This is a genomic window from Acidovorax temperans, from assembly GCF_028596105.1.
Classification (GTDB): domain Bacteria; phylum Pseudomonadota; class Gammaproteobacteria; order Burkholderiales; family Burkholderiaceae_C; genus Acidovorax; species Acidovorax temperans.
Genome location: NZ_CP117193.1, coordinates 3,302,112 through 3,323,170 on the forward strand (window position 1 = coordinate 3,302,112; position 21,059 = coordinate 3,323,170).

Below are 21,059 nucleotides of genomic sequence, written 5' to 3' on the forward strand. Positions count from 1 at the left end.
TGCCTCAGGCTCCTTTGCGCCACCGAGCCTGCAGGGCAATGATCTCTCCCATGATGCCTCGGCGGAATGCGAGCACGCACACCACGAAGATCAGACCTGTGACCACGGTGACCGACTCGCCCAGGGTCTTGAACCATTCCACGCTGGTCATCATGGCCAGCAAGTTGCCCAGCTCACCAATCTTGTTCTCCAGCAAGACGACCACGGCCGATCCCACCAGAGGTCCCGACAGGGTGCCCAGGCCGCCCACCAGGTTCATCAAGATCACCTGCCCGGATGCCGTCCAGTGCACATCAGACAGTGTGGCAAAGCCCAAGACCAGCGTCTTCAAAGAGCCTGCCAGGCCGGCAATCGCTGCCGACAACACAAACGCCAGCAGCTTGTAGCGATGGGTGTCGTACCCCAGAGAGATGGCACGAGGTTCGTTTTCCTTGATGCCTTTGAGCACTTGGCCGAAGGGTGAATGGATGGTACGCACGATCAGACAAAAAGCCGCCACCACGATCACCAGGGCCACGTAATACATGGTCACATCGTTTTGCAGATCAATCAGGCCGAGCAGCTTGCCGCGTGGCACGCCCTGCAGACCATCTTCACCACCAGTGAAGGGCGCCTGCAGACAGACGAAGAACAGCATCTGCGCCAGGGCCAGGGTGATCATCGAGAAGTAAATGCCCTGGCGCCGAATGGCAAGCCAGCCGAAGATCAGCCCCAGCAAGGCACCACCGAAGGTGCCTAGCAACAGGCCGACTTCAGGGGTCAGACCCCAGACTTTCATCGCGTGACCAGCCACGTACGCTGCGCCGCCGAAGAAGGCCGCGTGGCCGAAGGAGAGAAGCCCGGTGTAGCCCAGCAGCAGGTTGAATGCACAGGCAAACAGGGCGAAGCACATGAGCTTCATGACGAACACGGGATACGCACCAACAAAAGGTGCTGCAACCAGGCCCAGCAACAGCAGGCCGTATCCCACATTGGTGATTCTTTTTGAGTTCATGGTGTGGCCCCTTATTTCTCTTTGCCGAACAGGCCGGCGGGGCGAATGAGCAGAACAATCACCATGATGACGAACACCACAGTGGACGATGCTTCGGGATAGAACACTTTGGTAAAGCCCTCCATCACACCCAAGCCGAGCCCGGTCAGGATCGAACCCATGATGGAGCCCATGCCGCCAATCACCACCACGGCGAACACCACGATGATGAGGTTTTGCCCCATGAGCGGCGACACCTGATAAACCGGAGCGGCCAGCACACCTGCAAACGCAGCCAATGCGGCACCGAATGCATAGGTCAAGGTCACCATCACTGGCACATTCACACCAAAGGCTTCCACCAGGCGAGGGTTCTCGGTACCAGCACGCAGGTATGCGCCCAGCTTGGTCTTCTCGATCACGTACCAAGTCGCAATGCAGACCACCACCGACGCCACCACCACCCAAGCACGGTAGTTGGGCATGATCATGAAGCCGAGATTGGTAGCGCCTTCCAGCAGCTCGGGCGTGTCATAGCCGAGGCCAGACACCCCGTAGATGGAACGAAACACGCCTTCGATCAGCAAGGTGATCCCCAGCGTCAGAAGCAGGCCGTAGAGATGGTCTAGCTTGTAGATCCAGCGCAGCAGCGTGCGCTCGATCACGATGCCAAAGATCCCGACCACCAGCGGCGCCAGCAGCAGCATCCACCAGTACCCAATACCCAGGTAGGTCATGGCCATCCAGGTAATGAGCGCCCCCATCATGAACAGCGCGCCGTGCGCAAAATTGATCACGTTGAGCAGCCCGAAGATGACCGCGAGGCCCAAGCTTAGGATGGCATAGAAAGACCCGTTGACCAGCCCCAATAGGAGCTGGCTAAGCAGGCCTGGCAGTGAGACACCGAAAATTTCCATGGGATGCTGCGCTGGTGATAAGTAGAGATCAGGTCAAGGGCGTGTAAAGCGTTACAGCCGAGCGGTTATTTCCAGTGCTGGCACTTGCTCTCGGCCTTGGTGGTGAACACCGCTTCGCCGGGCAGCTTCTTGACCATCTTGTAGTAGTCCCAGGGCTTGGTCGACTCAGATGGCTTCTTCACTTCCATCAGGTACATATCGTGCACGTAACGGCCATCAGCACGGATCTGGCCCTTGCCGAAGAAGTCGTCAATCTTCATCTTCTTGAGCTCGGCCATCACCTTGTCCGCATCGGTGGTCTTCGCGGCAGCCACGGCCTTCAGGTAGGTCATGGTGGCGGAGTAATCAGCCGCTTGAATTTCGCCGGGCATGCGCTTGGTCTTTTCGAAGTAGCGCGCCGCAAACTTGCGGGTATCGTCATTCAGGTCCCAATACCAGCTGGTGGTGAACTGCAGACCTTCGGTGTTGCGCAGACCCATACTGTGGATGTCGCTGATGAAAATCAGCAAACCGGCCAGCTTCATGTTCTTGGTGATGCCAAATTCCTTGGCCGCCTTGATGGCGTTGATGGTGTCACCACCCGCATTGGCCAGACCCAAGATTTGGGCCTTGGAGTTTTGCGCTTGCAGCAGGAAGGACGAGAAGTCAGAGGCGTTCAGAGGATGGCGCACCGAACCGACCACGCTACCACCCTTGGCCTTAACCACTGCTGTCGTATCGGCTTCCAGTGCCTGGCCGAACGCGTAGTCAGCCGTCAGGAAGTACCAGCTCTTGCCGCCTCCGTCCACAATCGCAGAGCCCGTGCCTTTGGCCAGCGCCACGGTGTCGTAGGCATAGTGCACCGTGTAGGGGGTGCACTGCTCGTTGGTCAGGGCCGACGAGCCAGCGCCATTGTTGAAGTAAACGCGTTTCTTCTCTTCTGCGACCTTGGCAATGGCCAGGGCCGTGCCAGAGTTGGTGCCGCCAAACAGCATCGTCACGCCTTGGGTGTCCACCCACTCACGCGCCTTCGAGGCAGCAATGTCGGCCTTGTTCTGGTGGTCCGCCGAGATCACCTCGATGGGCTGGCCCAGCACCTTACCGCCGAAGTCGTCGATGGCCATCTGGATGGCCAGAGCGCCGTTCTTGCCTTCCACGTCGGAGTACAGACTGGACATGTCTGTGATGAAACCGATCTTGACCTTTTCCTGAGCGTGCGCGGCCGAGGTGGCCAGGCCCGCGGCGCCGAGCATGAGGGCCAGCACTGTGAGTTTGTTCTTCATGGATCTGTCTCCTGTGGGTGTGATGAAACGAAAACGAACGGAGGGTTGCTAAGAGCTCAAACGCCCAGCAGCTCGGTGAGCACAGGCATCTTTTGCTCCAGCTCAGCAGCGCCAAACTGCTCAACGATGCGACCATGCTCCATGACATAGAAGCGATCGGCCAACGGTGCCGCAAAACGGAAGTTCTGCTCCACCATCACCACGGTGTAGCCTTTTTGGCGCAACGTCGTGATCATTCGGGCCAGCGCCTGGACGATGACCGGAGCCAGGCCCTCGGAGATTTCATCGAGTAGCAGCAAGTTGGCGCCGGTGCGCAGAATGCGCGCCACTGCCAGCATCTGCTGCTCACCGCCCGAAAGCCGGGTGCCCTGGCTGTCGCGACGCTCCGCCAGATTGGGGAACATGGCATAAATCTCTTGCACCGACATACCCGGTGTGCCCGTCTTGAGCGCAGGCGGCAGCAGCAGGTTTTCTTCGCAAGACAAGCTGGAGAAAATGCCGCGCTCTTCGGGGCAGTAGCCCACGCCCAGGTGGGCAATGCGGTGGGTTGGCAAACCCACGGTTTCCACGCCATTGATCTTGACCGAGCCTTTGCGGGCGCCCGTCAACCCCATGACAGCGCGCATGGTGGTGGTACGGCCAGCGCCATTGCGGCCCAGCAAGGTCACCACTTCACCGGGCTGCACGACGATATCCACGCCATGCAGCACATGCGATTCACCGTACCAAGCCTGCAGGCCACGAATTTCCAGCGCTGGCGTTTTCGATGTGGGAGAGACCATCTCAGTGCGCTCCCTGCAGTTGACCGTCAGTCGTACCCATGTAGGCTTCCATCACTTGGGGGTTGCTTGATACCTCGGCATAAGGCCCTTCGGCCAGTACCGCTCCGCGCTGCAGCACCGTGATGCAGTCGGCAATCGTGGAGACAACTTTCATGTTGTGCTCCACCATCAGGATGGTGCGTCCGGCAGACACTTTTTTGATCAGCTGAGTGACGCGGTCCACGTCTTCGTGGCCCATGCCCTGGGTGGGCTCGTCCAGCAGCATCAGCTCGGGCTCCATCGCCAGCGTGGTGGCAATTTCCAGGGCACGCTTGCGGCCGTAAGGCAGGTTGACGGTGACTTCATCCGCCAGGTCGTCCAGCCCCACCTCGGTGAGCAACTGCATGGCGCGGTCGTCCAGCTGGCGCAGGCTGCGTTCGCTGCGCCAGAAGTGGAAGGAGGTGCCCAGCTTGCGCTGCAAGCCCAGCCGCACGTTTTCGATCAACGTGAGGTGGGGGAAAACCGCCGAAATCTGGAAGGATCGGATGACCCCACGGCGCGCAATCTGCGCGGGCGCCTCCGCCGTGATGTCGTGCCCGTTGAACTGGATCGAGCCCGATGTGGGCACCAGAAATTTGGTGAGCAGATTGAAGCAGGTCGTCTTGCCCGCTCCGTTGGGTCCGATCAACGCGTGAATGGAGCCCCGGCGGACAGCCAGGTCCACGTTGCTGACAGCAGTGAAGCCTTTGAACTCTTTGGTCAGGCTTTGTGTTTTAAGGATCACGTCACTCATTGGGCCTGGTTCACTCCGTGGTGCGGGAAGAAAATTCGCCTGCACTCACGCAGGCGATCTACCGGTCTATTGGCATGCATCGTATGTCTGGACAGACCTTCGCAGGTACTGGTACTAATGCCTATGTAGTAACGCCTATGTACTAACGCCTATGTAGTAATGCCCATGCCAAGCCGCAATGTGTCCACTGACAAACAACCACCAACACCAGGCGCTCCAAGCCCTACCATGGGGGTATTGCGGGCCTGTGACCCCTGCCTTCAAAAGCCTCTCACACCATGTCTTCACCCCGCCCCGACACCCCCAGCCCGCGTGGCAAACCCCGCTCACTGACCGGGCTCCTGCCCTTCCTTCATCCCTACAGAGCGCGCATTGCATGGGCTCTGCTCTGCCTGGTGATGGCGGCACTGGCCACGCTGGCGTTTCCGCTGGCACTGCGCAATCTGATTGACACCGGGCTGGTCTCGGCAGATCGCGCTGACCAGGCCGTGGCGCTGCGGGAGCACTTTGGTGCACTGTTCCTGGTAGCGGTGGCGCTGGGCGTGTTTTCCGCCGCCCGCTTCTATGCCGTGAGCTGGCTCGGCGAGCGGGTCACGGCCGATCTGCGCCAGGCGGTTTACAGCCATGTGCTGCGCCAAAGCCCCCAGTTCTTCGAGAGCACGCAAACCGGCGAGGTGCTTTCACGGCTGACCGCAGACACCACCCTCGTGCAGACCGTGGTGGGCTCGTCGCTGTCGATGGGGCTGCGCAATGCCGTCATGGGCATCGGCGCCTTGGGCATGCTGGTGTGGACCAACCCCTATGTCATGTCGGTGGTGTTGCTGGCCGTGCTGCTGGTGGTGCTGCCCGCCATGTGGATCGGGCGGCGCGTGCGGCGGCTCTCGCGCGACAGCCAGGACCGCGTGGCCGACTCCAGCGCCATCGCAGCCGAAGTGCTCAACGCCATTCCGGTGGTGCAAAGCTACACGGCCGAGCAGCGCGAAGCCTCGCGCTTTGCCACGGCAGCCGAAAGTGCGTTCTCCACCGCCGTGCAGCGCACCCGCGCACGCTCCGTGCTGGTGGCTTTCATCATCATCGCCAACGCCGCCTTGCTGCTCTGGGGGCTGTACCGCGGCACGCAGGCCGTGCTGGCAGGCGAGATGACCGCCGGGCACCTGGGGCAAACCGTGGTGTACGTGATGCTGCTGGCTGGCGCGGTAGCCGTGCTGGGCGAGGTGTATGGCGACCTGCTGCGCGCCGCAGGCGCTACCGAGCGGCTGATGGAACTGCTGGCCAGTGAATCCCCGGTGGCAGAACCCGCCGCCCCCGTGCCACTGCCGGCCACGGGCCAGGGGCTGGCGGTAGAGTTTGCTTCGGTGCAGTTTCGCTACCCCTCACGGCCTGACAGGCCCGCACTGGAGGATTTCTCACTCACCCTGGCCCCCGGAGAGACCGTGGCCTTGGTGGGTGCCAGTGGCGCCGGCAAGACCACCGTTTTCCAGCTGCTGCAACGCTTTTATGACATTGAGCGACCTGCCGGGCACGCCCAGCGCTCCGGCATCTTCTTCAATGGGGTGGACATTCGGGACATCGCCCTCACCACGCTGCGCAGCCACATTGCCACCGTTCCCCAGGACGCGGTGATTTTTGGCACTTCCGCGCTCGAAAACATCCGCTATGGCAACCCTGGCGCGACGGCAGAACAAGTCCACGCGGCCGCCCAGGCGGCATTTGCCCACGACTTCATCATGGCCCTGCCCCAGGGGTACGACACCTTCCTGGGCGAGCGCGGCGTGCGGTTGTCTGGCGGGCAAAAGCAGCGCATTGCCATCGCCCGCGCCATCTTGAAGAACCCGCCGCTGCTGTTGCTGGACGAAGCCACCAGCGCGCTGGACGCCGAGAGCGAACGCATGGTGCAGGCCGCGCTGGACACCGCCATGCAGCGCCACACCGGGCAGCGCACCACCCTGGTCATTGCCCACCGGCTGGCCACGGTGCAAAACGCCGACCGCATCGTGGTGCTGGAGCATGGCCGCATCGTCGAGCAAGGCACCCACGCCACCCTGATGGCTGCCCAGGGCGTGTACGCGCGCCTGGCGCAGCTGCAGTTCACCGCATAAAGCCGGCAACCGGCGCTGCGGCAACGACAATAGCGGGATGTTCCACATTGTTCTTGTCGAGCCCGAAATCCCCCCCAACACCGGCAACGTGATCCGGCTGGCAGCCAACACTGGCTGCACGCTGCATCTCGTGGAGCCACTGGGTTTCTCCATGGAAGACCGGCTCATGCGCCGCGCGGGGCTGGACTACCACGAGTACGCCCAGGTCATCAAACACCGCAACTGGGCTGCGTTTTTGAGCGAGGCCCAGCCCGACCCCACCCGCATGTTTGCCCTGACCACGCGCGGCACGCGCGGCGTGCACGACACGGCGTTTCAGCCGGGCGACTGGCTGGTGTTTGGCTCTGAAACGCGCGGGCTGGCGCCTGAGCTGCGTGACAGCTTCGCCCCTGGCCAACGCCTGCGCCTGACGATGGTGCCAGGGCAGCGCAGCCTCAACCTCTCCAACGCCGTGGCGGTCACGGTGTTTGAGGCCTGGCGGCAAAACCACTTTGCCATGCCCGATCCCTCTTCTGGAAAGACCCCAGCCTAACGGGCATCAGCTCACGGCATCGATGCCAGGGCAGCACTGCTCCAGCTTGCGTTGCTGCACCAGTTCCTGCACCCGTTCGCTCAGAAAGTCGAGAAACATCTTGGTCCGGGCGGGCAGCATGCGCCCTGATGGCAGCGCCGCATACACCGTGTAGCGGGCGAAGATCCACCCTGGCAGCAAATGCACCAGCTCAGAGCGCGCCAGGTGCTCCTGCGCCAGCAAGCGGGGCACCACGGCCACGCCCATGCCATCCAGCGCGGCGCGCATGAGCACCTCGGTGCTGATGGATTGCAACACCACCGACGGCACATCCACATCTTGCGCGGGGCGCTGTCCGTCGTCGCTCAACAGCCGCAGCTTGCGCCCCCCCACAGAATGCACGCGGGCCACGCTGGAATCGCGCAGGTAGTCGTGGTGCTCCAGGTCTTGCGGTTGCAGGGGCAGGCCTTTTCGCTCCAGGTAGGCGGGTGACGCCACCACGATCGACTCACCCTGCATCAACGGCCGGGCCACGATGTTGGCATCAAACCCCTCGGCGGCCACCATGAAGGTCACATCGAATTCGTCCACGCGCGCTGAAGCGTAGGGATCAATGTCGATGTCCAGCATGAGCAGCGGCTGCTGCGCGTGCCAATGGCTCAGCATGGGGGCAAGAAAATTCGTGGCGACCACGGGCGGCGCCACCACACGAACGGTGCCACGCAAGTCGCGGGTACTGGCGGCAGCGGCGGCTTCAGCGTCCTCGATCTCGTGCAGGATGGCCCGCACGCGGGCCAGATAGGCATCTCCCGCTTCGGTCAACGCCAGCTTGCGCGTGGTGCGCTGTAGCAAGCGCGTGCCCAGGTGCTGCTCCAGGTCGGCCACCAGCCGGGTCACCACCGGGGGCGAGAGTTCCAGCAAACGGGCGGCCGCTGCAAAACCACCCTCATCAACAACGGTCTGGAACACCCGCATGGTCAAAAGTCTATCCATTTGGGCAATTATTCATCAGCATTCTTTTTGATTGTTTCTTTTTTCGGAATGATTAATTGCCGTGCATGCTATTTTTCAAAGGGAAAACCCTAGATAAAGTTCACCCCATCGATGAGCGATGCCGCCAGGGACACTCACCGAGGCAGGGGCCCACCGGCACATGGTGTACCGGGGCAGGCCTTGAGAAAAGCTCAATTTTGAAAGGGAATTTTCATGAACTCGTACCGCACACTCGCCGTTGCCGCCCTCGCTTTCAGCGCCTTCGCCGCCCAGGCTGACTCCGCCGTGCCCCGCGATGGCGACTGGAACAGCTACCCGCTGACCAGCCAGACCCACTCTTCCCTGACCCGTGAAGCCGTGGTGGCCGACTTGGTGGCCTCACGCGCCGCAGGCACCCTGCCCCGTGACGGTGAGTGGTACAACGTGCCCGCTCCTTTGAACATCCAAGGCGTCACAGCCACGGCCGGCACCGATGCAGGCAAGAATTCGGTAGCCGCCTCCCAGTCGGGCCGCAGCACTGCTGCTGAATAAATAAGCCAGGCGCCACCATCAAAAAAGGCCTGCCGGGAGAAACCCCGGCAGGCCTTTTTGCTGGTGTGAAGAGAAAAGAGATAGTCAGGCCGCAGCGCCATAGTTGCGCGCCAGCGATTCGGCCACGCACACGGGCTTGTCGCTGCCTTCGCGCTCCACCGTCACCAGCCAGGTCATTTGCATGCCATCGGGCTCAATGCGCTCGGCAGCCTGCAGCAGCAACCGGGCGCGCAGACGGCTGCCCACCGGCACGGGGGCTGTAAAGCGCACGCGGTTGAGCCCATAGTTCACGCCCATGCGGGCACCCTCGATGGCGATGCCTTGGTCAAAGAACTTGGGAATCAACGACAGCGTGAGAAAGCCGTGCGCGATAGGCGCTCCGAAGGGCCCGGTCTTGGCACGTTCAGGGTCCACGTGGATCCACTGGTGGTCGCCCGTGGCGTCGGCAAACAGGTTGACTTGCTCTTGCGTGATGGTGATCCAGTCGGTCACGGCCACTTCCTGGCCCACGCAAGCGCTGACTTCGGTGTAAGAGCGGAAGGTTTTCATCGCCCCAATGTAGCGCCGCGCCGGGGAGCGGGCTTGTCCGGCACGTGACAGGACGGGCCACCCTTGGGGCGCGGGTGAAGCTCAGGCGGTCAGACACCCCATCAGGCGTCCAGCCACTGACAAATGCTTTGCCACTGCTCCAGGTCGCGCGCCACGCGGGTGGTGGCTCCCACGTCAAACACCGAGAGCCCCTGGGCCGCCAGATGCACATAGTTTTGCGTGTCGCGCACATAGCCCAGCACGGGCAGGCCCAGGCCTTCCACAAAGTGGTGCAGCTGTTCGGCCGAGCGGGTGCGCTCGTCAATGCGCATGCCCACAATGCCCACTTGCACGCCAGCGGCGTGGCGGTGTTCGCGCAGCTTGTCGAGAAACGCCTGGGTGGCGTAGATGTCGAAGATGCTGGGCTGCAGCGGCACGATGACCTTGTCGGCCATCTTGAGCACGTCTTTCAGGGCGCTGCCGTGCAGGCCTGCGGGCGTGTCGAGCACCGCGTGCGTGGTGCCCTTGGGCGGCTTGGCCAGGGCATCCACATCGGTGTCCCACCGGCCGATGGGGGCCACGGTGGCGGGGCGCAGGCTCAGCCACAGGTGGGCAGATTTTTGGGGGTCCACATCGCCCAGGATGACCGGATGCCCCTGGCTGGCGTAGTAACCCGCCACGTTTGTCGAAAGGGTGGACTTGCCCACACCCCCCTTGGGATTGGCAACAACAACCACTGGCATGTTGACCTCCTGGCAAAGAAAATAACAAACAAAAACAGGTGCTAGCGCTTATTCAGCAAGCGCTACCAGCTACCAAATCCATAGCAAACCACCCACCTTGCACACACGCAGCGCAGGGCTGGGCAAACACCTCAGGCGTGCTGGCCGCCGCGCTTGACGAAGAACAGGCCCGCACCCACCGCCATCAGCAACCCGCCAAAAACGCGATTTTGCATGCGCATGGCGCGGGCGCTGCGCATGAGGCGGCGCAGGGCGCTGGCACCGGCAGCGTAGCCGTGCATCACCACCACGTCCACCGCCACGGTGGTCGCGGCCATGACCAGCAGCTGCGTCCACAGCGGGCGCGTGTCGGTCATGAACTGGGGCAGCACCGCCACCATGAAGATGATGCCCTTGGGGTTGGTGGCGTTGGTCAAAAAACCGGCCAGGCAGCGCTTGGTCCACGGGCCAGCGGGTGCCGCTTCGTCGCCGTGAAGGGGGGAGTTGTCGCCCGCCCGCCACTGGCTGAAACCCACGTAAATCAGGTAGCAGGCGCCCGCCACCTTCACCACGCTGAAGGCCACTTCAGACGCCAGCAGCAGCGATCCCACGCCCGCCCCGGCAATCACCAGGATGAGTAGCAGCCCGAGTTGCAAGCCCAAAATGGTGGCGCTGGCCTTGCGCACGCCGTACGAGAGCCCGTGGCTCATCGACAGCACGGCGCCCGAGCCGGGTGACACCGCAATCAGGCAAGACGCCGCAAAAAACGCCAACCAGGTCTGGAAATCCATAGCAAACACCGCGATGAGGAGCCGAGGGGGGGGACAGCATCATAGCGCCTTCTTTGCAAAGAAAGTGGCCTTGCGGCAAGCCAGACAAGCGCAGAATGCTATTAAAAAAATAGCGATAATTCCGCACTGGGCGGCGGTGCCAAAATCCTGCAGCCCCTCCCCTCCAGCCTTCACCTCTTTTAGTCCTCATGGAACACGCACCCACCTGGCTCACCTACGGACTGATGTACCTGAGCGCCGCCGTGCTGGCAGTGCCCCTGGCCAAGGCGCTGGGGCTGGGCTCCATCATTGGCTACCTGGCGGCAGGCATTGCCATTGGGCCGTGGGGCCTGGGGCTGGTGAGCAATGTGCAAGACATCCTGCACTTTGCCGAGTTTGGCGTGGTGCTCATGCTCTTCTTGGTGGGGCTGGAGCTGCAACCCAGCCGCCTTTGGGCCATGCGCCGCCCCATCTTCGGCACCGGCAGCGCGCAGGTGCTGGGCTGCGCGGCCGTGCTGTTTGCGGCAGGCTGGCTTGCCGGGCTGCCCTGGCGCATCAGCCTGGTGGCGGCGCTGGGGTTGGCGCTGTCGTCCACCGCCATTGCGCTGCAGGTGCTGGCCGAACGCAACCTCATGCGCACCAGCAGCGGGCGGGCGGGCTTTTCGATCCTGCTGTTCCAGGACGTGGCGGCCATCCCCATCCTGGCGCTGCTGCCCCTGCTGGGCGCGGCCGCTGGGGCTGGCGATGAGCATTCGGCAGGCGAGGTGCTGCTGGAGGCCCTGAAGATCGTCGGCGTGATCGGAGCCATCGTGCTCGGCGGCCGCCTGCTGCTGCGCCCCCTGCTGCGCTGGATTGCCAAGAGCCGCACGCCTGAAATCTTCACCGCCGCCTCGCTGCTGCTGGTGGTGAGCATTGCGTATTTGATGGTGATGGTGGGCCTGTCGATGGCGCTGGGCGCCTTTCTGGCCGGGGTGCTGCTGGCCGACAGCGAATACCGCAGCGAGCTGGAAGCCGACATCGAGCCCTTCAAGGGCCTGCTGCTGGGCCTGTTCTTCATCGCGGTGGGCATGAGCATTGACTTTGGCGTGCTCATGCGCTCTCCCTGGCTCATGGCGGGCATCCTGCTGGGCTTTCTGGCCCTGAAGGCAGTGGTGATCTACACCCTGGCCAAAGTGGCAGGCGTGCCCTACCAGGAGCGGCCCGTGTTCACCCTGCTGCTGGCGCAAGGGGGCGAGTTTGCCTTCGTGGTCTTCCAGGCCGCCGCAGGGGCGCAGGTGTTTTCGGCCGAAACGGCCTCGCTGCTCATCGGCGCGGTGGCGCTTTCCATGCTCATCAGCCCGCTGCTGCTGGTGCTGATAGACCGCGCCCTGCTGCGCCGCTACGCCCAGCTCAAGACCGCCACCCCGCCCGCGCAAGAGATCTCGGAACCACAAGAGGCTCCGGTCATCATCGCCGGCTTCGGCCGCTACGGGCAGATCGTGGCGCGCGTCATGCTGAGCCAGGACATCCCCACCACCGTGCTGGACCACAGCGTGGAGATCCTCGAAATCGCCCGCGCCTTTGGCTACCGCGTGTTTTATGGCGACGCCACCCGGCTGGACCTGCTGCGCATCGCCGGGGCCGAGCACGCCCGCGTGCTGGTGGTGGCGGTGGACGACCCCGAGCAATCCCTCAAGATCGTCACCCTGGCGCGCAAACACTTCCCCCAATTGCAGGTGGTGGCCCGCGCACGCGACCTGACCCACTGGAACAAGCTGCGCGACCTGGGCGTGACGCTGGTGCAGCGCGAACTGTTCGAATCCAGCCTGGCCAGCGCCCGCACCGTGCTGGAGCTGATGGGCCTGTCAACCGCCGAGGCCAGCACCTTCACCGACCGCTTCCGCAAACACAACATCGCCCTGGCCGACCGCATGTACCCGCACCACAAAGACCAGGCCAAATACATCGCCGTGGCCCGCGAAGGCCGTGCTCAGTTGGCCGAGCAAATGGCCAAGGAACGCCAGGAACATACCGAGCGCGAAGCCAAGGCCCAGGTCTACCCAGGGTATGGCGGAGCAGACTTGCCCGATGACGCTCCCGAAGCCCACCCAAACAAAGATACCCATCAAAATGGCCTCTAGCGCTTACCCATCAAGCGTAAGCAGCTATTTATTTCATAGCAACCTCACCCCTCATGCCCAGGCGCGGCACAATCGCGCCCATGAAATGGATCGACGCCCCCTGGATTGAACTGCTGCGCATCGCCCTGGAAGTGGCGGCCACCGTGGCCTTTGCCTTATCAGGCGTGATGATGGCGGCGCGCAAGCGGTTTGACGCGGTGGGTGTGTGCGTGGTGGCGTTTGTGTCGGCCTTCGGCGGCGGCACGCTGCGCGACTTGCTGCTGGACCAGCGGCCCTTTTTCTGGGTGCGGCACACCGAGTTTGTGTGGGGCATCCTGCTGCTCAGCCTGGCCGCCATGCTGTTCATGCGCCAGCGGCACTTTCAACCCACCGAGCGCGCCATGCTGCTGCCCGACGCCATCGGCCTGGGGCTGTTCGCTGCCGTGGGCGTGGACATTGCCACCGCTGTGGGCATGCCCGCGCTGATTGCCGTGATGATGGGCGTGACCACCGGCGTTTTTGGCGGCGTGCTGCGCGATGTGCTGTGCAACGAGGTGCCCCAGGCATTCAGCGACCACCGCCCCTACGCGCTGTGCGCCTTTGCCGGCGGCTGGGCCGATGTGGCACTGCGGCAGGTGGAGGGCACCGTGGTCAGCCCCTTGCTGGCGTGTGTGCTGATCACGGCCGGTCTGCGGGGTTTGGCGCTGTGGCGCAACTGGGAGCTGCCCGCCTGGCGGGTATGAACGGGGCCAGGCCGTAAAATCGCGCACCCAGCCCCTGGATGTACACCACGAATTGCTGACCCCCATGAACACACCTTTTTGCCCTCCCTCCCACGCAGTTGCCGAACCCGCGGCACGCGGGGCCCTGCGCCGCCGCTGGCGTACCCCGCTGGCGGCCGCAGCGCTGATAGCCGCCGCAAGCATCGCTGCACTGACCCCCGCCCAGGCGCAGGTGGTCAACCCGCTGGGCGCCGTGCGCAACTTTCCTGACGCTGCAGAGCGCGGCACGCTGACCATCCTGGGGGTGCAAGAGGCGCGGCTCAACAGCCGCGACATCCGCATGGCCCCCGGCATGCGCCTGTTCAGCCCGCAAAACACACTGGTGCCACGCCACACCGTGATCGGCCAGACGTACAAGGTCAACTACGTGCTTGAAGCCAGCACCGGCATGCTGCACGCGGCCTGGATCCTGAGCGAAGCCGAGGCGGCCAAGCCGCTCAAGGGCAAGAACCCTGCGCCCACCAACATCACCACGGACAACGTTCTGAAGTAACGCGTCCGGCCGCCGCACCTGCGGCAGCGTTTCGGCCCCTCAGGATCCTTGGGGCTACCCCACCCTCAGTCACCGCGCCCCGTGGGCAGCGGTGTTTGCTTGCTATTTGTGAAATTGCCATGGCCAAAAAAGTCTTTATCAAAACCTTCGGCTGCCAGATGAACGAGTACGACTCGGACAAGATGGCCGACGTGCTCAATGCCGCCCAAGGCTACGAGCCCACCCAGAACGTGGACGAGGCCGACCTCATCCTTTTCAACACCTGCTCGGTGCGCGAAAAAGCGCAAGAAAAGGTCTTCAGCGACCTGGGCCGCATCAAGCACCTGAAGGCACGCGGCGTGAAGATTGGCGTGGGCGGTTGCGTGGCCAGCCAGGAAGGCGCCGAAATCATCAAGCGCGCCCCCTATGTGGACGTGGTGTTCGGCCCGCAAACCCTCCACCGCCTGCCCGAGATGTTGAACCAGCGCGAGCAACTCGACAAACCCCAGGTGGACATCAGCTTCCCCGAAATCGAAAAATTCGACCACCTGCCGCCCGCGCGCGTCGAAGGTGCCTCGGCCTTTGTGTCGATCATGGAAGGCTGCAGCAAATACTGCAGCTACTGCGTGGTGCCCTACACCCGTGGCGAGGAAGTAAGCCGCCCGTTTGACGATGTGCTGGTGGAAGTGGCCGGACTGGCCGACCAGGGCGTGAAAGAAATCACCCTGCTGGGCCAGAACGTGAACGCCTACCTGGGCAAGATGGGTGGCACGGCCGAGATTGCCGACTTTGCGCTGCTGCTGGAATATGTGTCGGAAATCCCCGGCATCGAACGCATCCGCTACACCACCAGCCACCCCAACGAGTTCACACCCCGGCTGATCGAGGCCTACGCCAAGCTGCCCAAGCTGGCCAGCCACCTGCACCTGCCGGTGCAGCACGGCAGCGACCGCATTTTGATGGCCATGAAGCGCGGCTACACCGCCATGGAATACAAGAGCACGGTGCGCAAGCTGCGCGCCATTCGCCCCGACCTGGCCATGAGCAGCGACTTCATCGTGGGCTTCCCCGGCGAGACCGAAGACGACTTCAACAAGATGATGAAGCTGATCGACGACATTCACTTCGACAACAGCTTCAGCTTCATCTTCAGCCCCCGCCCTGGCACGCCCGCCGCAGGCCTGCACGACGACACGCCGCACGACGTGAAGCTGCGCCGGCTGCAGCATCTGCAGAGCGTCATCAACGCCAACATCAAGTCCATCAGCGAAAGCCGTGTGGGCACGGTGCAGCGCATTCTGGTGGAAGGCGCTTCCAAGCGCGATGCAGGCGAGCTGATGGGCCGCACCGAATGCAACCGCGTGGTCAACTTTGCCGGCCAGCCCCGCTTGGTGGGGCAGATGGTGGATGTGACCATCACCGAGGCCAAGGCCTACACCCTGCGCGGCGAGGTGCTGGTGCGCGAGGGCGCAGCCCTCACCGCCTGACTTTCACCGCCTGCCCCTCACGGCCATGGCCCAGGAAGCCACCAGCCCCGCCAAGGCCCGGCACTACGGCCCGTCCTTCCAGCAACTGCTGCTGCTCGCGTTCTTGCTGATCGCGGGCTTGCTGGGCACCAGTGCGCTGCGCACGCTGTTCACGCTGGAAGCGCTGATGACCGAAAGCCAGGCCAGCGCCGCACAGGCAGCGGCCCTGAACGTGGCCGCGCAAACCCTGAACCAGCGGGGCCAGGCGCTGGAGCGTGCAGCGCGCCAGTCACTGGTGCTGGGCGATGCACAACTGCGCCAGAGCTTTGACGACATGGCGGCCGATGCGCGGCGCCTGGTGCAGCAGCTGGAAGACGCGGGGCTGCCGCCCGAGCACGCCCGGCAGTGGCGCTGCCATATGGACACCGTGCACGAGCTGCTGCGCGCGCCGCCCGGCTTGTCGCTGGAGCACGAACGCAGCGTGGCCGATGAATTTGTGGCGCTGGACAACCTGCACGCGGCCATCAGCCAGGCGGTGCAGGAACTCAACGCGCGCAAGAGCAGCGAACTCGACGCCATGGTGCAGGCCAGCCGCGAAGCCGTCACGCACCAGCTGCTGGGCGCCATCGTGCTGGCCCTGGTGCTGGCACTGTCTCTGGGCGTGTGGCTGGCGCGGCCCTTCAAGCGGCTGGAACGCGCCATTCGCCGCCTGGGCGAGAACCAGCTGGAGCGGCCCGTGGCCATCACCGGCCCGGCCGACGTGCGCCGCGTGGGCCAGCAGCTGGAATGGCTGCGCCTGCGGCTGCTGGAGCTGGATGCCGACAAGGCGCGCTTTTTGCGCCATGTGTCGCACGAACTCAAAACCCCGCTGGCCGCGCTGCGCGAAGGCGTGGCCCTGCTGCAAGACGGTGTGACCGGGGAGCTGACCGAGGGCCAGAAGGAAGTGGCGCAGATCCTGCACCAGAACACGCTGGTGCTGCAAAGCGAGATCGAAGCGCTGCTGCGTTTCAACGCGGCGGCGTTTGAAGCCCGCCAGCTGCAGCGGCGCGAAACCGAACTCATCGGCCTGCTGGAAGACCTGGTGGAAAGCCAACGCCTGCAGTGGCAGGCCCGCCAGCTGCGGGTGGAGGTGAGCGGCGAGCGCACTACCTTGCAGCTGGACCCCGAAAAAATCGCCTCGGCCGTGGGCAACCTGCTGTCCAACGCCATTCGCTTTTCGCCTGAACAGGGTAGGGTACGCTTGGCCGTTTCGCGCGCGCCCGGTGCGGTGCTGATTGACGTGTCCGACCAGGGGCCCGGCGTGGCCCCGGCAGACAAGGCCCATGTGTTCGAGCCCTTCTTCCGTGGTGAACGCCAGCCAGAAAACGCGGTGCGCGGCACCGGGATCGGGCTGTCCATCGTGCAGGAATACATCCATGCCCACGGCGGGCGCGTGCACCTGCTGGGCGAAGCGCCCCACTCTTTTTTCCGAATCGAACTCCCTGATGCATCCTGAAGCCACCCACCCCCGCCACACGCCGCGCCACCCTCTGCTGTGGGGGGTGGCCTTGTGCGTGGCGGTGCTGGCCGGCTGCGCCACCTCAGCTCCGCAGCCGCAAGCGGCCGAAGCGATCGAGGTGGCACCACCAGCGGCCACGGCAGAGGCCAACCGGACGCCAGCGCCCACGCCGCCAGAGCCGGCCCTGCCCGAGCTGGAAGAGCCCGCATCCCCCGCCAAAGACCTGCTGCGCGACACGCTGGCCTATGCCGACCGCGCGCTTGACGCCAGCGCCACCACCCTGGCGCGCGAGATGGCCCGCCTCTCGGTGCCCGACGACACCAAGCCCGCCCGCCACCTGCGGCTGGCACTGCTGCTGGCCCAGACCCGACAGCCCGCAGACACGACCCGCGCGCTGGGCCTGGTGCAGCGCACCTTGGCCGACGCCAACGCGCAGGACCTGCACCCCCTGGCAAGGCTGCTGGAAGCGCGGCTGACGCACCAGCGGCGGCTGGAGGAACAACTGGAGCGACAAGGCCAGCAACTGCGCGATGCCCAGCGCCGCAACGACCAGCTGAGCGAGCGGCTCGAAGCCGTGCGCGCCATCGAACGCAGCCTGCAAACACGCCCAGCGCCTGCGACTGCATCGCCTTCCGCTCCCGCTGCGGGCGCCAGCAGCCCGGGCAACGGCACCAAACCCTGACCCCCACGCCATGCCTTCCTCCACGCCCCCATCACGCCCGGCCCAGCACCGCATCCTGGTGGTGGACGACGATGCCGACATGCTGCGCCTGCTCTCGCTGCGCCTGAAGGCGGCGGGGCACGAAGTGGTGGCTGTGGGCTCGGCCGAGGCGGCCCTGGCCCAGCTCGACATTGCCCGGCCGCAGCTGGTGCTGAGCGACGTACGCCTGCCCGGCAAGGATGGCCTGGCGCTGTTTGACGAAGTGCACGCGCGCCACCCCTCGCTGCCCGTCATCCTGCTCACTGCGCACGGCACCATTCCTGATGCAGTGCAGGCCACCGCGCGCGGTGTGTTCACCTACCTCACCAAGCCCTATGACGGCAAGGAACTGCTGGAAAAAGTGGCCGAGGCCCTGGCCCTGAGCGCCCCTGCAGTGCACCAGGCGCATGACAACCAGGCGTGGCGTGCCGATATCGTGAGCCGCTCGGCCCGCATGACCGATGTGCTGTCCGAAGCGTTCATGGTGGCGCAATCCGATGCGAGCGTGCTGCTGCTGGGCGACAGCGGCTCGGGCAAGGAATTGCTGGCCCAGGCCATCCACCGCGCAAGCCCTCGCGCCTCCAAGCCCTTTGTGGCGGTGAACTGCGGCGCGATTCCCGAAGCGCTGCTCGAATCCGAACTGTTCGGCCACGTCAAAGGGGCGTTCACCGACGCCGTGAGCAACCACAAGGGCCTGTTCCAGGCGGCCGATGGCGGCACGCTGCTGCTGGACGAAATTGGCGACATGCCGCCCGCGCTGCAGGTCAAGCTGCTGCGGGTGCTGCAGGAGCGGGCCGTTCGGCCCGTGGGCGCGAGCCAGTCCATCCAGATCAACGTGCGCATCATCTCGGCCACGCACCGCAATCTGGAAGCCGCCATGGCCGCAGGCCAGTTCCGCGAAGACCTGTACTACCGGCTCAACGTCGTCACGCTGCTGCTGCCCACCCTGGCAGAGCGGCGCGAAGACATCGCGCTGCTGGCCAACCACTTTCTGGACAAGCTGGCCCACAAATACGACAAGCGCCTGTCTGGCTTTGCGCCTGAAGCCCTCAAGGCCCTGACCACCGCGGCTTGGCCCGGCAATGTGCGCCAGCTTTACAACGTGGTCGAGCAGGTGTGCGCGCTGTCCACCTCGCCGCTGGTGCCGCTGTCGCTGGTGCAGCGGGCCCTGCGCATTCCGTCGGCCCAGGTGCTGAGCTTTGCCGAAGCCCGGCAACGGTTTGAGCGCGAATACCTGGTGGGCCTGCTCAAGATGACCGACGGCAACGTGGCCGACGCCGCACGGCTGGCCCAGCGCAACCGCACCGAGTTTTATCGGCTGCTGCAAAAACACGCACTCACGCCCGGCCAGTTCAAGGCGGACGGCGCCATTGGCGACGATGTCGCCGATGAGCGACAAGAGTAAGTACCTGATTTGCAAAGATTTTGCGCCCCGCACGGGGCAAAGCGTCGCCTGCAGGCGACAAAAACGCGGCATCCAGCCGCCTTCAGGGCCCTTGGCACGTACCTGCACAATTTTTTACACGTTTCAGTGCATTCAAACCGTTGATTTAAAAGCATTTTCTCAAGCTGGCACAGGGTTTGCCCTAGTACTGGCATGCAAGCTGTTTTTTCCTCCTTTATTTCGCGCCCGCACCGGGTGGGGCTGCGTGCCGTGGCATTGTGTGCCGCGCTCATGGCCTCGGGTGTCCACGCGCAGACGGTGGACCTGGAGCACATCACCCAGCTGGCCAAGCAGCGCGCAGCGCAACCCTACAGCGCTGCCCATGGGCGCCTACCTCCTGCGCTCGCCGCGCTGAACTACGACCAGGTGCGCGACATTCGCTGGCGCCCCGAACGTGCCTTGTGGCGTGCCGAGCAGTTGCCGTTTGAGGCCATGTTCTTCCACCTCGGTCTGTACCAGCGCGAGCCGGTGCTCATCAACGAGGTGTCGCCCCAAGGCACGCGCCACATCCCCTACCGCACGGCCGACTTTGACTATGGCAAAAACAAGGTGCAGCCCCAAGCTTGGGGCGACCTGGGGTTTGCAGGCTTTCGGCTGCACCACCACCTGAATTCGCCCGCGTACAAGGACGAGCTGGTGGTCTTCCAGGGCGCCAGCTACTTTCGGGCACTGGGCGCGGGCCAGCAGTACGGCCTGTCGGCACGGGGCCTGGCCATTGACACCGTGGGCGGCAAGGGCGAGGAATTTCCGCGCTTTACCGAATTCTGGCTGGTGCGCCCGCAACCAGGCGACACGCAGGCCACCGTCTATGCGCTCATGGATTCGCCCCGCGCCACCGGGGCCTACCGCTTCGACATTCAGCCGGGCGTGCAGACGGTGACCACCGTGCGCGCGCGCATCTTTGTGCGCGGCGGCAGCGCAGGCCCCATCAAGACGCTGGGCATTGCGCCGCTGACGAGCATGTTCCTGTCTGGTGAAAACCAGCCGCGCAAGGACGACTTCCGCCCCGAGGTGCATGACTCCGACGGCCTGATGGTGGCCACGGGCGAAGGCGAATGGCTGTGGCGCCCGCTGCAAAACCCCCGGCAGGTGCTGGTCACGTCGTTCGCCACCACCAACCCCAAGGGTTTCGGGCTGATGCAGCGCGACCGGCAGTGGAGCAGCTACGAAGACGTGGAAGCCCGCTACGAACGCCGCCCCAGCGCCTGGGTGCGCCCCTTGCACCCCTGGGGCCCCGGCCGTGTGGAACTGGTGCAACTGCCCACGCCCGACGAAACCCACGACAACGTGGTTGCCTACTGGGTGCCCCAGCAGTTGCCCGCCCCCGGCACACCGCTGGAAGTCAGCTACGAGCTGGCATGGCAGGGCGACCAAGGGGCTGGGCAGCAACGCCCACCCGGCGCCTGGGCCACGCAGTCGCGCAAAGGCGTGGGCTACACACAGCAAAGCGCCGAAGCGCTGCGCACGCAGGTGCAGTACGTGATCGATTTCACCGGCCCGGCACTGCACGACCTGAAGGCCGACGCACCCGTCAAAGCAGTGGTGACCAGCGATGCCAACGGCCGCGTGCTGGAAAGCGGCGTGTACCGCAACCCGGCCACCGGCCAGTGGCGCATGACGCTGCGCGTGGAGCGCCTGCGCAAAGACCAGCCCATTGAATTGCGAGCCTTTCTTCAACACCTCCAACACGCTGTGAGCGAAACATGGACCCACGTCATTCTTCCCGAGTAGGCCCGAG

The 21,059-nt window shown here is 64.2% G+C and carries 20 protein-coding genes; 11 read left to right on the forward strand and 9 right to left on the reverse strand.

The features are described from left to right. Nucleotides 1-4: 4 nt before the first annotated feature. The 5 genes from PQV96_RS15525 to PQV96_RS15545 all read right to left on the reverse strand — a co-directional run bounded on the left by PQV96_RS15525 (nucleotide 5) and on the right by PQV96_RS15545 (nucleotide 4,706). Nucleotides 5-994, reverse strand: coding sequence for a branched-chain amino acid ABC transporter permease (locus PQV96_RS15525; protein ID WP_066693358.1), 990 nt, complete (start codon nucleotides 992-994; stop codon nucleotides 5-7). Between the two features lie 11 nt (nucleotides 995-1,005). Continuing rightward, the gene (locus PQV96_RS15530; RefSeq protein ID WP_207373502.1) at nucleotides 1,006-1,890 is read right to left on the reverse strand and encodes a branched-chain amino acid ABC transporter permease; all 885 of its coding nucleotides are present in this window, start codon (nucleotides 1,888-1,890) and stop codon (nucleotides 1,006-1,008) included. 65 nt (nucleotides 1,891-1,955) lie between these two features. Next, the gene (locus PQV96_RS15535; protein ID WP_198846711.1) at nucleotides 1,956-3,152 is read right to left on the reverse strand and encodes an ABC transporter substrate-binding protein; all 1,197 of its coding nucleotides are present in this window, start codon (nucleotides 3,150-3,152) and stop codon (nucleotides 1,956-1,958) included. 56 nt (nucleotides 3,153-3,208) lie between these two features. Continuing rightward, on the reverse strand, nucleotides 3,209-3,934 hold the full coding sequence (locus PQV96_RS15540; protein ID WP_207373501.1) for an ABC transporter ATP-binding protein: 726 nt from the start codon (nucleotides 3,932-3,934) through the stop codon (nucleotides 3,209-3,211). 1 nt (nucleotide 3,935) lies between these two features. Beyond that, nucleotides 3,936-4,706 (reverse strand): ABC transporter ATP-binding protein, encoded by a 771-nt coding sequence (locus tag PQV96_RS15545; protein WP_066693352.1) that lies wholly within the window; start codon nucleotides 4,704-4,706, stop codon nucleotides 3,936-3,938. A 278-nt stretch (nucleotides 4,707-4,984) separates the two neighbouring features. Here PQV96_RS15545 and PQV96_RS15550 point away from each other — a divergent pair, with 278 nt between their 5' ends. Together PQV96_RS15550 and PQV96_RS15555 are read left to right on the forward strand one after the other, a co-directional pair. After that, nucleotides 4,985-6,805: an ABC transporter transmembrane domain-containing protein gene (locus PQV96_RS15550; RefSeq protein WP_273623493.1), complete on the forward strand. Its 1,821-nt coding sequence runs from the start codon at nucleotides 4,985-4,987 to the stop codon at nucleotides 6,803-6,805. A gap of 37 nt (nucleotides 6,806-6,842) precedes the next feature. Beyond that, entirely contained in the window at nucleotides 6,843-7,337 is a 495-nt protein-coding gene (locus tag PQV96_RS15555) for a tRNA (cytidine(34)-2'-O)-methyltransferase (RefSeq protein ID WP_066785534.1), read from the forward strand. Between the two features lie 6 nt (nucleotides 7,338-7,343). On the opposite strand, the gene PQV96_RS15560 is transcribed toward PQV96_RS15555, so the two are convergent. Further along, the gene (locus tag PQV96_RS15560) at nucleotides 7,344-8,309 is read right to left on the reverse strand and encodes a LysR family transcriptional regulator (RefSeq protein WP_207373499.1); all 966 of its coding nucleotides are present in this window, start codon (nucleotides 8,307-8,309) and stop codon (nucleotides 7,344-7,346) included. A 213-nt stretch (nucleotides 8,310-8,522) separates the two neighbouring features. Between PQV96_RS15560 and PQV96_RS15565 the strand changes: the two genes are divergently transcribed. Further along, complete coding sequence (locus PQV96_RS15565; RefSeq protein WP_066785528.1) at nucleotides 8,523-8,840, forward strand: DUF4148 domain-containing protein; 318 nt, start codon at nucleotides 8,523-8,525, stop codon at nucleotides 8,838-8,840. Nucleotides 8,841-8,924: 84 nt separating this feature from the next. Here the strand turns inward: PQV96_RS15565 and PQV96_RS15570 are convergent, their stop codons facing one another. From PQV96_RS15570 to PQV96_RS15580, 3 genes are all read right to left on the reverse strand, one after another. Next, the gene (locus PQV96_RS15570) at nucleotides 8,925-9,389 is read right to left on the reverse strand and encodes a MaoC family dehydratase (RefSeq protein WP_207373498.1); all 465 of its coding nucleotides are present in this window, start codon (nucleotides 9,387-9,389) and stop codon (nucleotides 8,925-8,927) included. A gap of 101 nt (nucleotides 9,390-9,490) precedes the next feature. Further along, nucleotides 9,491-10,111 (reverse strand): ParA family protein, encoded by a 621-nt coding sequence (locus tag PQV96_RS15575; RefSeq protein WP_066694989.1) that lies wholly within the window; start codon nucleotides 10,109-10,111, stop codon nucleotides 9,491-9,493. 131 nt (nucleotides 10,112-10,242) lie between these two features. Then, complete coding sequence (locus PQV96_RS15580) at nucleotides 10,243-10,881, reverse strand: LysE family transporter (RefSeq protein WP_066694987.1); 639 nt, start codon at nucleotides 10,879-10,881, stop codon at nucleotides 10,243-10,245. Nucleotides 10,882-11,069: 188 nt separating this feature from the next. Between PQV96_RS15580 and kefC the strand changes: the two genes are divergently transcribed. The 8 genes from kefC (at nucleotide 11,070) to PQV96_RS15620 (ending at nucleotide 21,052) form a co-directional block, all read left to right on the forward strand. Beyond that, nucleotides 11,070-12,980 carry a glutathione-regulated potassium-efflux system protein KefC gene (gene kefC / locus PQV96_RS15585; RefSeq protein WP_207373497.1) on the forward strand — a complete coding sequence of 637 codons (1,911 nt, stop codon included), beginning with the start codon at nucleotides 11,070-11,072 and terminating at the stop codon, nucleotides 12,978-12,980. A gap of 80 nt (nucleotides 12,981-13,060) precedes the next feature. Then, nucleotides 13,061-13,702 (forward strand): trimeric intracellular cation channel family protein, encoded by a 642-nt coding sequence (locus PQV96_RS15590; protein WP_044398089.1) that lies wholly within the window; start codon nucleotides 13,061-13,063, stop codon nucleotides 13,700-13,702. A 64-nt stretch (nucleotides 13,703-13,766) separates the two neighbouring features. Next, nucleotides 13,767-14,234 carry a hypothetical protein gene (locus PQV96_RS15595; RefSeq protein WP_337930735.1) on the forward strand — a complete coding sequence of 156 codons (468 nt, stop codon included), beginning with the start codon at nucleotides 13,767-13,769 and terminating at the stop codon, nucleotides 14,232-14,234. Between the two features lie 119 nt (nucleotides 14,235-14,353). Then, the gene (miaB, locus tag PQV96_RS15600; RefSeq protein ID WP_198846704.1) at nucleotides 14,354-15,700 is read left to right on the forward strand and encodes a tRNA (N6-isopentenyl adenosine(37)-C2)-methylthiotransferase MiaB; all 1,347 of its coding nucleotides are present in this window, start codon (nucleotides 14,354-14,356) and stop codon (nucleotides 15,698-15,700) included. 25 nt (nucleotides 15,701-15,725) lie between these two features. Further along, nucleotides 15,726-17,174 carry a sensor histidine kinase gene (locus tag PQV96_RS15605; RefSeq protein WP_198846703.1) on the forward strand — a complete coding sequence of 483 codons (1,449 nt, stop codon included), beginning with the start codon at nucleotides 15,726-15,728 and terminating at the stop codon, nucleotides 17,172-17,174. After that, nucleotides 17,164-17,859 (forward strand): hypothetical protein, encoded by a 696-nt coding sequence (locus PQV96_RS15610; RefSeq protein ID WP_242638061.1) that lies wholly within the window; start codon nucleotides 17,164-17,166, stop codon nucleotides 17,857-17,859. Before PQV96_RS15605 ends, PQV96_RS15610 begins: the two co-directional genes overlap by 11 nt. A gap of 10 nt (nucleotides 17,860-17,869) precedes the next feature. Continuing rightward, complete coding sequence (locus PQV96_RS15615) at nucleotides 17,870-19,282, forward strand: sigma 54-interacting transcriptional regulator (protein ID WP_207373496.1); 1,413 nt, start codon at nucleotides 17,870-17,872, stop codon at nucleotides 19,280-19,282. Nucleotides 19,283-19,474: 192 nt separating this feature from the next. After that, nucleotides 19,475-21,052 (forward strand): glucan biosynthesis protein G, encoded by a 1,578-nt coding sequence (locus tag PQV96_RS15620; protein ID WP_207373495.1) that lies wholly within the window; start codon nucleotides 19,475-19,477, stop codon nucleotides 21,050-21,052. Nucleotides 21,053-21,059: the final 7 nt, after the last annotated feature.

Coding starts and splice junctions, on each gene's coding strand:
- PQV96_RS15620 (WP_207373495.1), top strand. CDS start 19,475: ATGCAAGCTGTTTTTTCCTCCTTTATTTCGCGCCCGCACCGGGTGGGG.
- PQV96_RS15605 (WP_198846703.1), top strand. CDS start 15,726: ATGGCCCAGGAAGCCACCAGCCCCGCCAAGGCCCGGCACTACGGCCCG.
- PQV96_RS15575 (WP_066694989.1), bottom strand. CDS start 10,111: ATGCCAGTGGTTGTTGTTGCCAATCCCAAGGGGGGTGTGGGCAAGTCC.
- PQV96_RS15530 (WP_207373502.1), bottom strand. CDS start 1,890: ATGGAAATTTTCGGTGTCTCACTGCCAGGCCTGCTTAGCCAGCTCCTA.
- PQV96_RS15540 (WP_207373501.1), bottom strand. CDS start 3,934: ATGGTCTCTCCCACATCGAAAACGCCAGCGCTGGAAATTCGTGGCCTG.
- PQV96_RS15570 (WP_207373498.1), bottom strand. CDS start 9,389: ATGAAAACCTTCCGCTCTTACACCGAAGTCAGCGCTTGCGTGGGCCAG.
- PQV96_RS15545 (WP_066693352.1), bottom strand. CDS start 4,706: ATGAGTGACGTGATCCTTAAAACACAAAGCCTGACCAAAGAGTTCAAA.
- PQV96_RS15555 (WP_066785534.1), top strand. CDS start 6,843: ATGTTCCACATTGTTCTTGTCGAGCCCGAAATCCCCCCCAACACCGGC.
- PQV96_RS15565 (WP_066785528.1), top strand. CDS start 8,523: ATGAACTCGTACCGCACACTCGCCGTTGCCGCCCTCGCTTTCAGCGCC.
- kefC (WP_207373497.1), top strand. CDS start 11,070: ATGGAACACGCACCCACCTGGCTCACCTACGGACTGATGTACCTGAGC.
- PQV96_RS15615 (WP_207373496.1), top strand. CDS start 17,870: ATGCCTTCCTCCACGCCCCCATCACGCCCGGCCCAGCACCGCATCCTG.
- PQV96_RS15595 (WP_337930735.1), top strand. CDS start 13,767: ATGAACACACCTTTTTGCCCTCCCTCCCACGCAGTTGCCGAACCCGCG.
- PQV96_RS15525 (WP_066693358.1), bottom strand. CDS start 994: ATGAACTCAAAAAGAATCACCAATGTGGGATACGGCCTGCTGTTGCTG.
- PQV96_RS15560 (WP_207373499.1), bottom strand. CDS start 8,309: ATGGATAGACTTTTGACCATGCGGGTGTTCCAGACCGTTGTTGATGAG.
- PQV96_RS15590 (WP_044398089.1), top strand. CDS start 13,061: ATGAAATGGATCGACGCCCCCTGGATTGAACTGCTGCGCATCGCCCTG.
- PQV96_RS15610 (WP_242638061.1), top strand. CDS start 17,164: ATGCATCCTGAAGCCACCCACCCCCGCCACACGCCGCGCCACCCTCTG.
- miaB (WP_198846704.1), top strand. CDS start 14,354: ATGGCCAAAAAAGTCTTTATCAAAACCTTCGGCTGCCAGATGAACGAG.
- PQV96_RS15535 (WP_198846711.1), bottom strand. CDS start 3,152: ATGAAGAACAAACTCACAGTGCTGGCCCTCATGCTCGGCGCCGCGGGC.
- PQV96_RS15580 (WP_066694987.1), bottom strand. CDS start 10,881: ATGGATTTCCAGACCTGGTTGGCGTTTTTTGCGGCGTCTTGCCTGATT.
- PQV96_RS15550 (WP_273623493.1), top strand. CDS start 4,985: ATGTCTTCACCCCGCCCCGACACCCCCAGCCCGCGTGGCAAACCCCGC.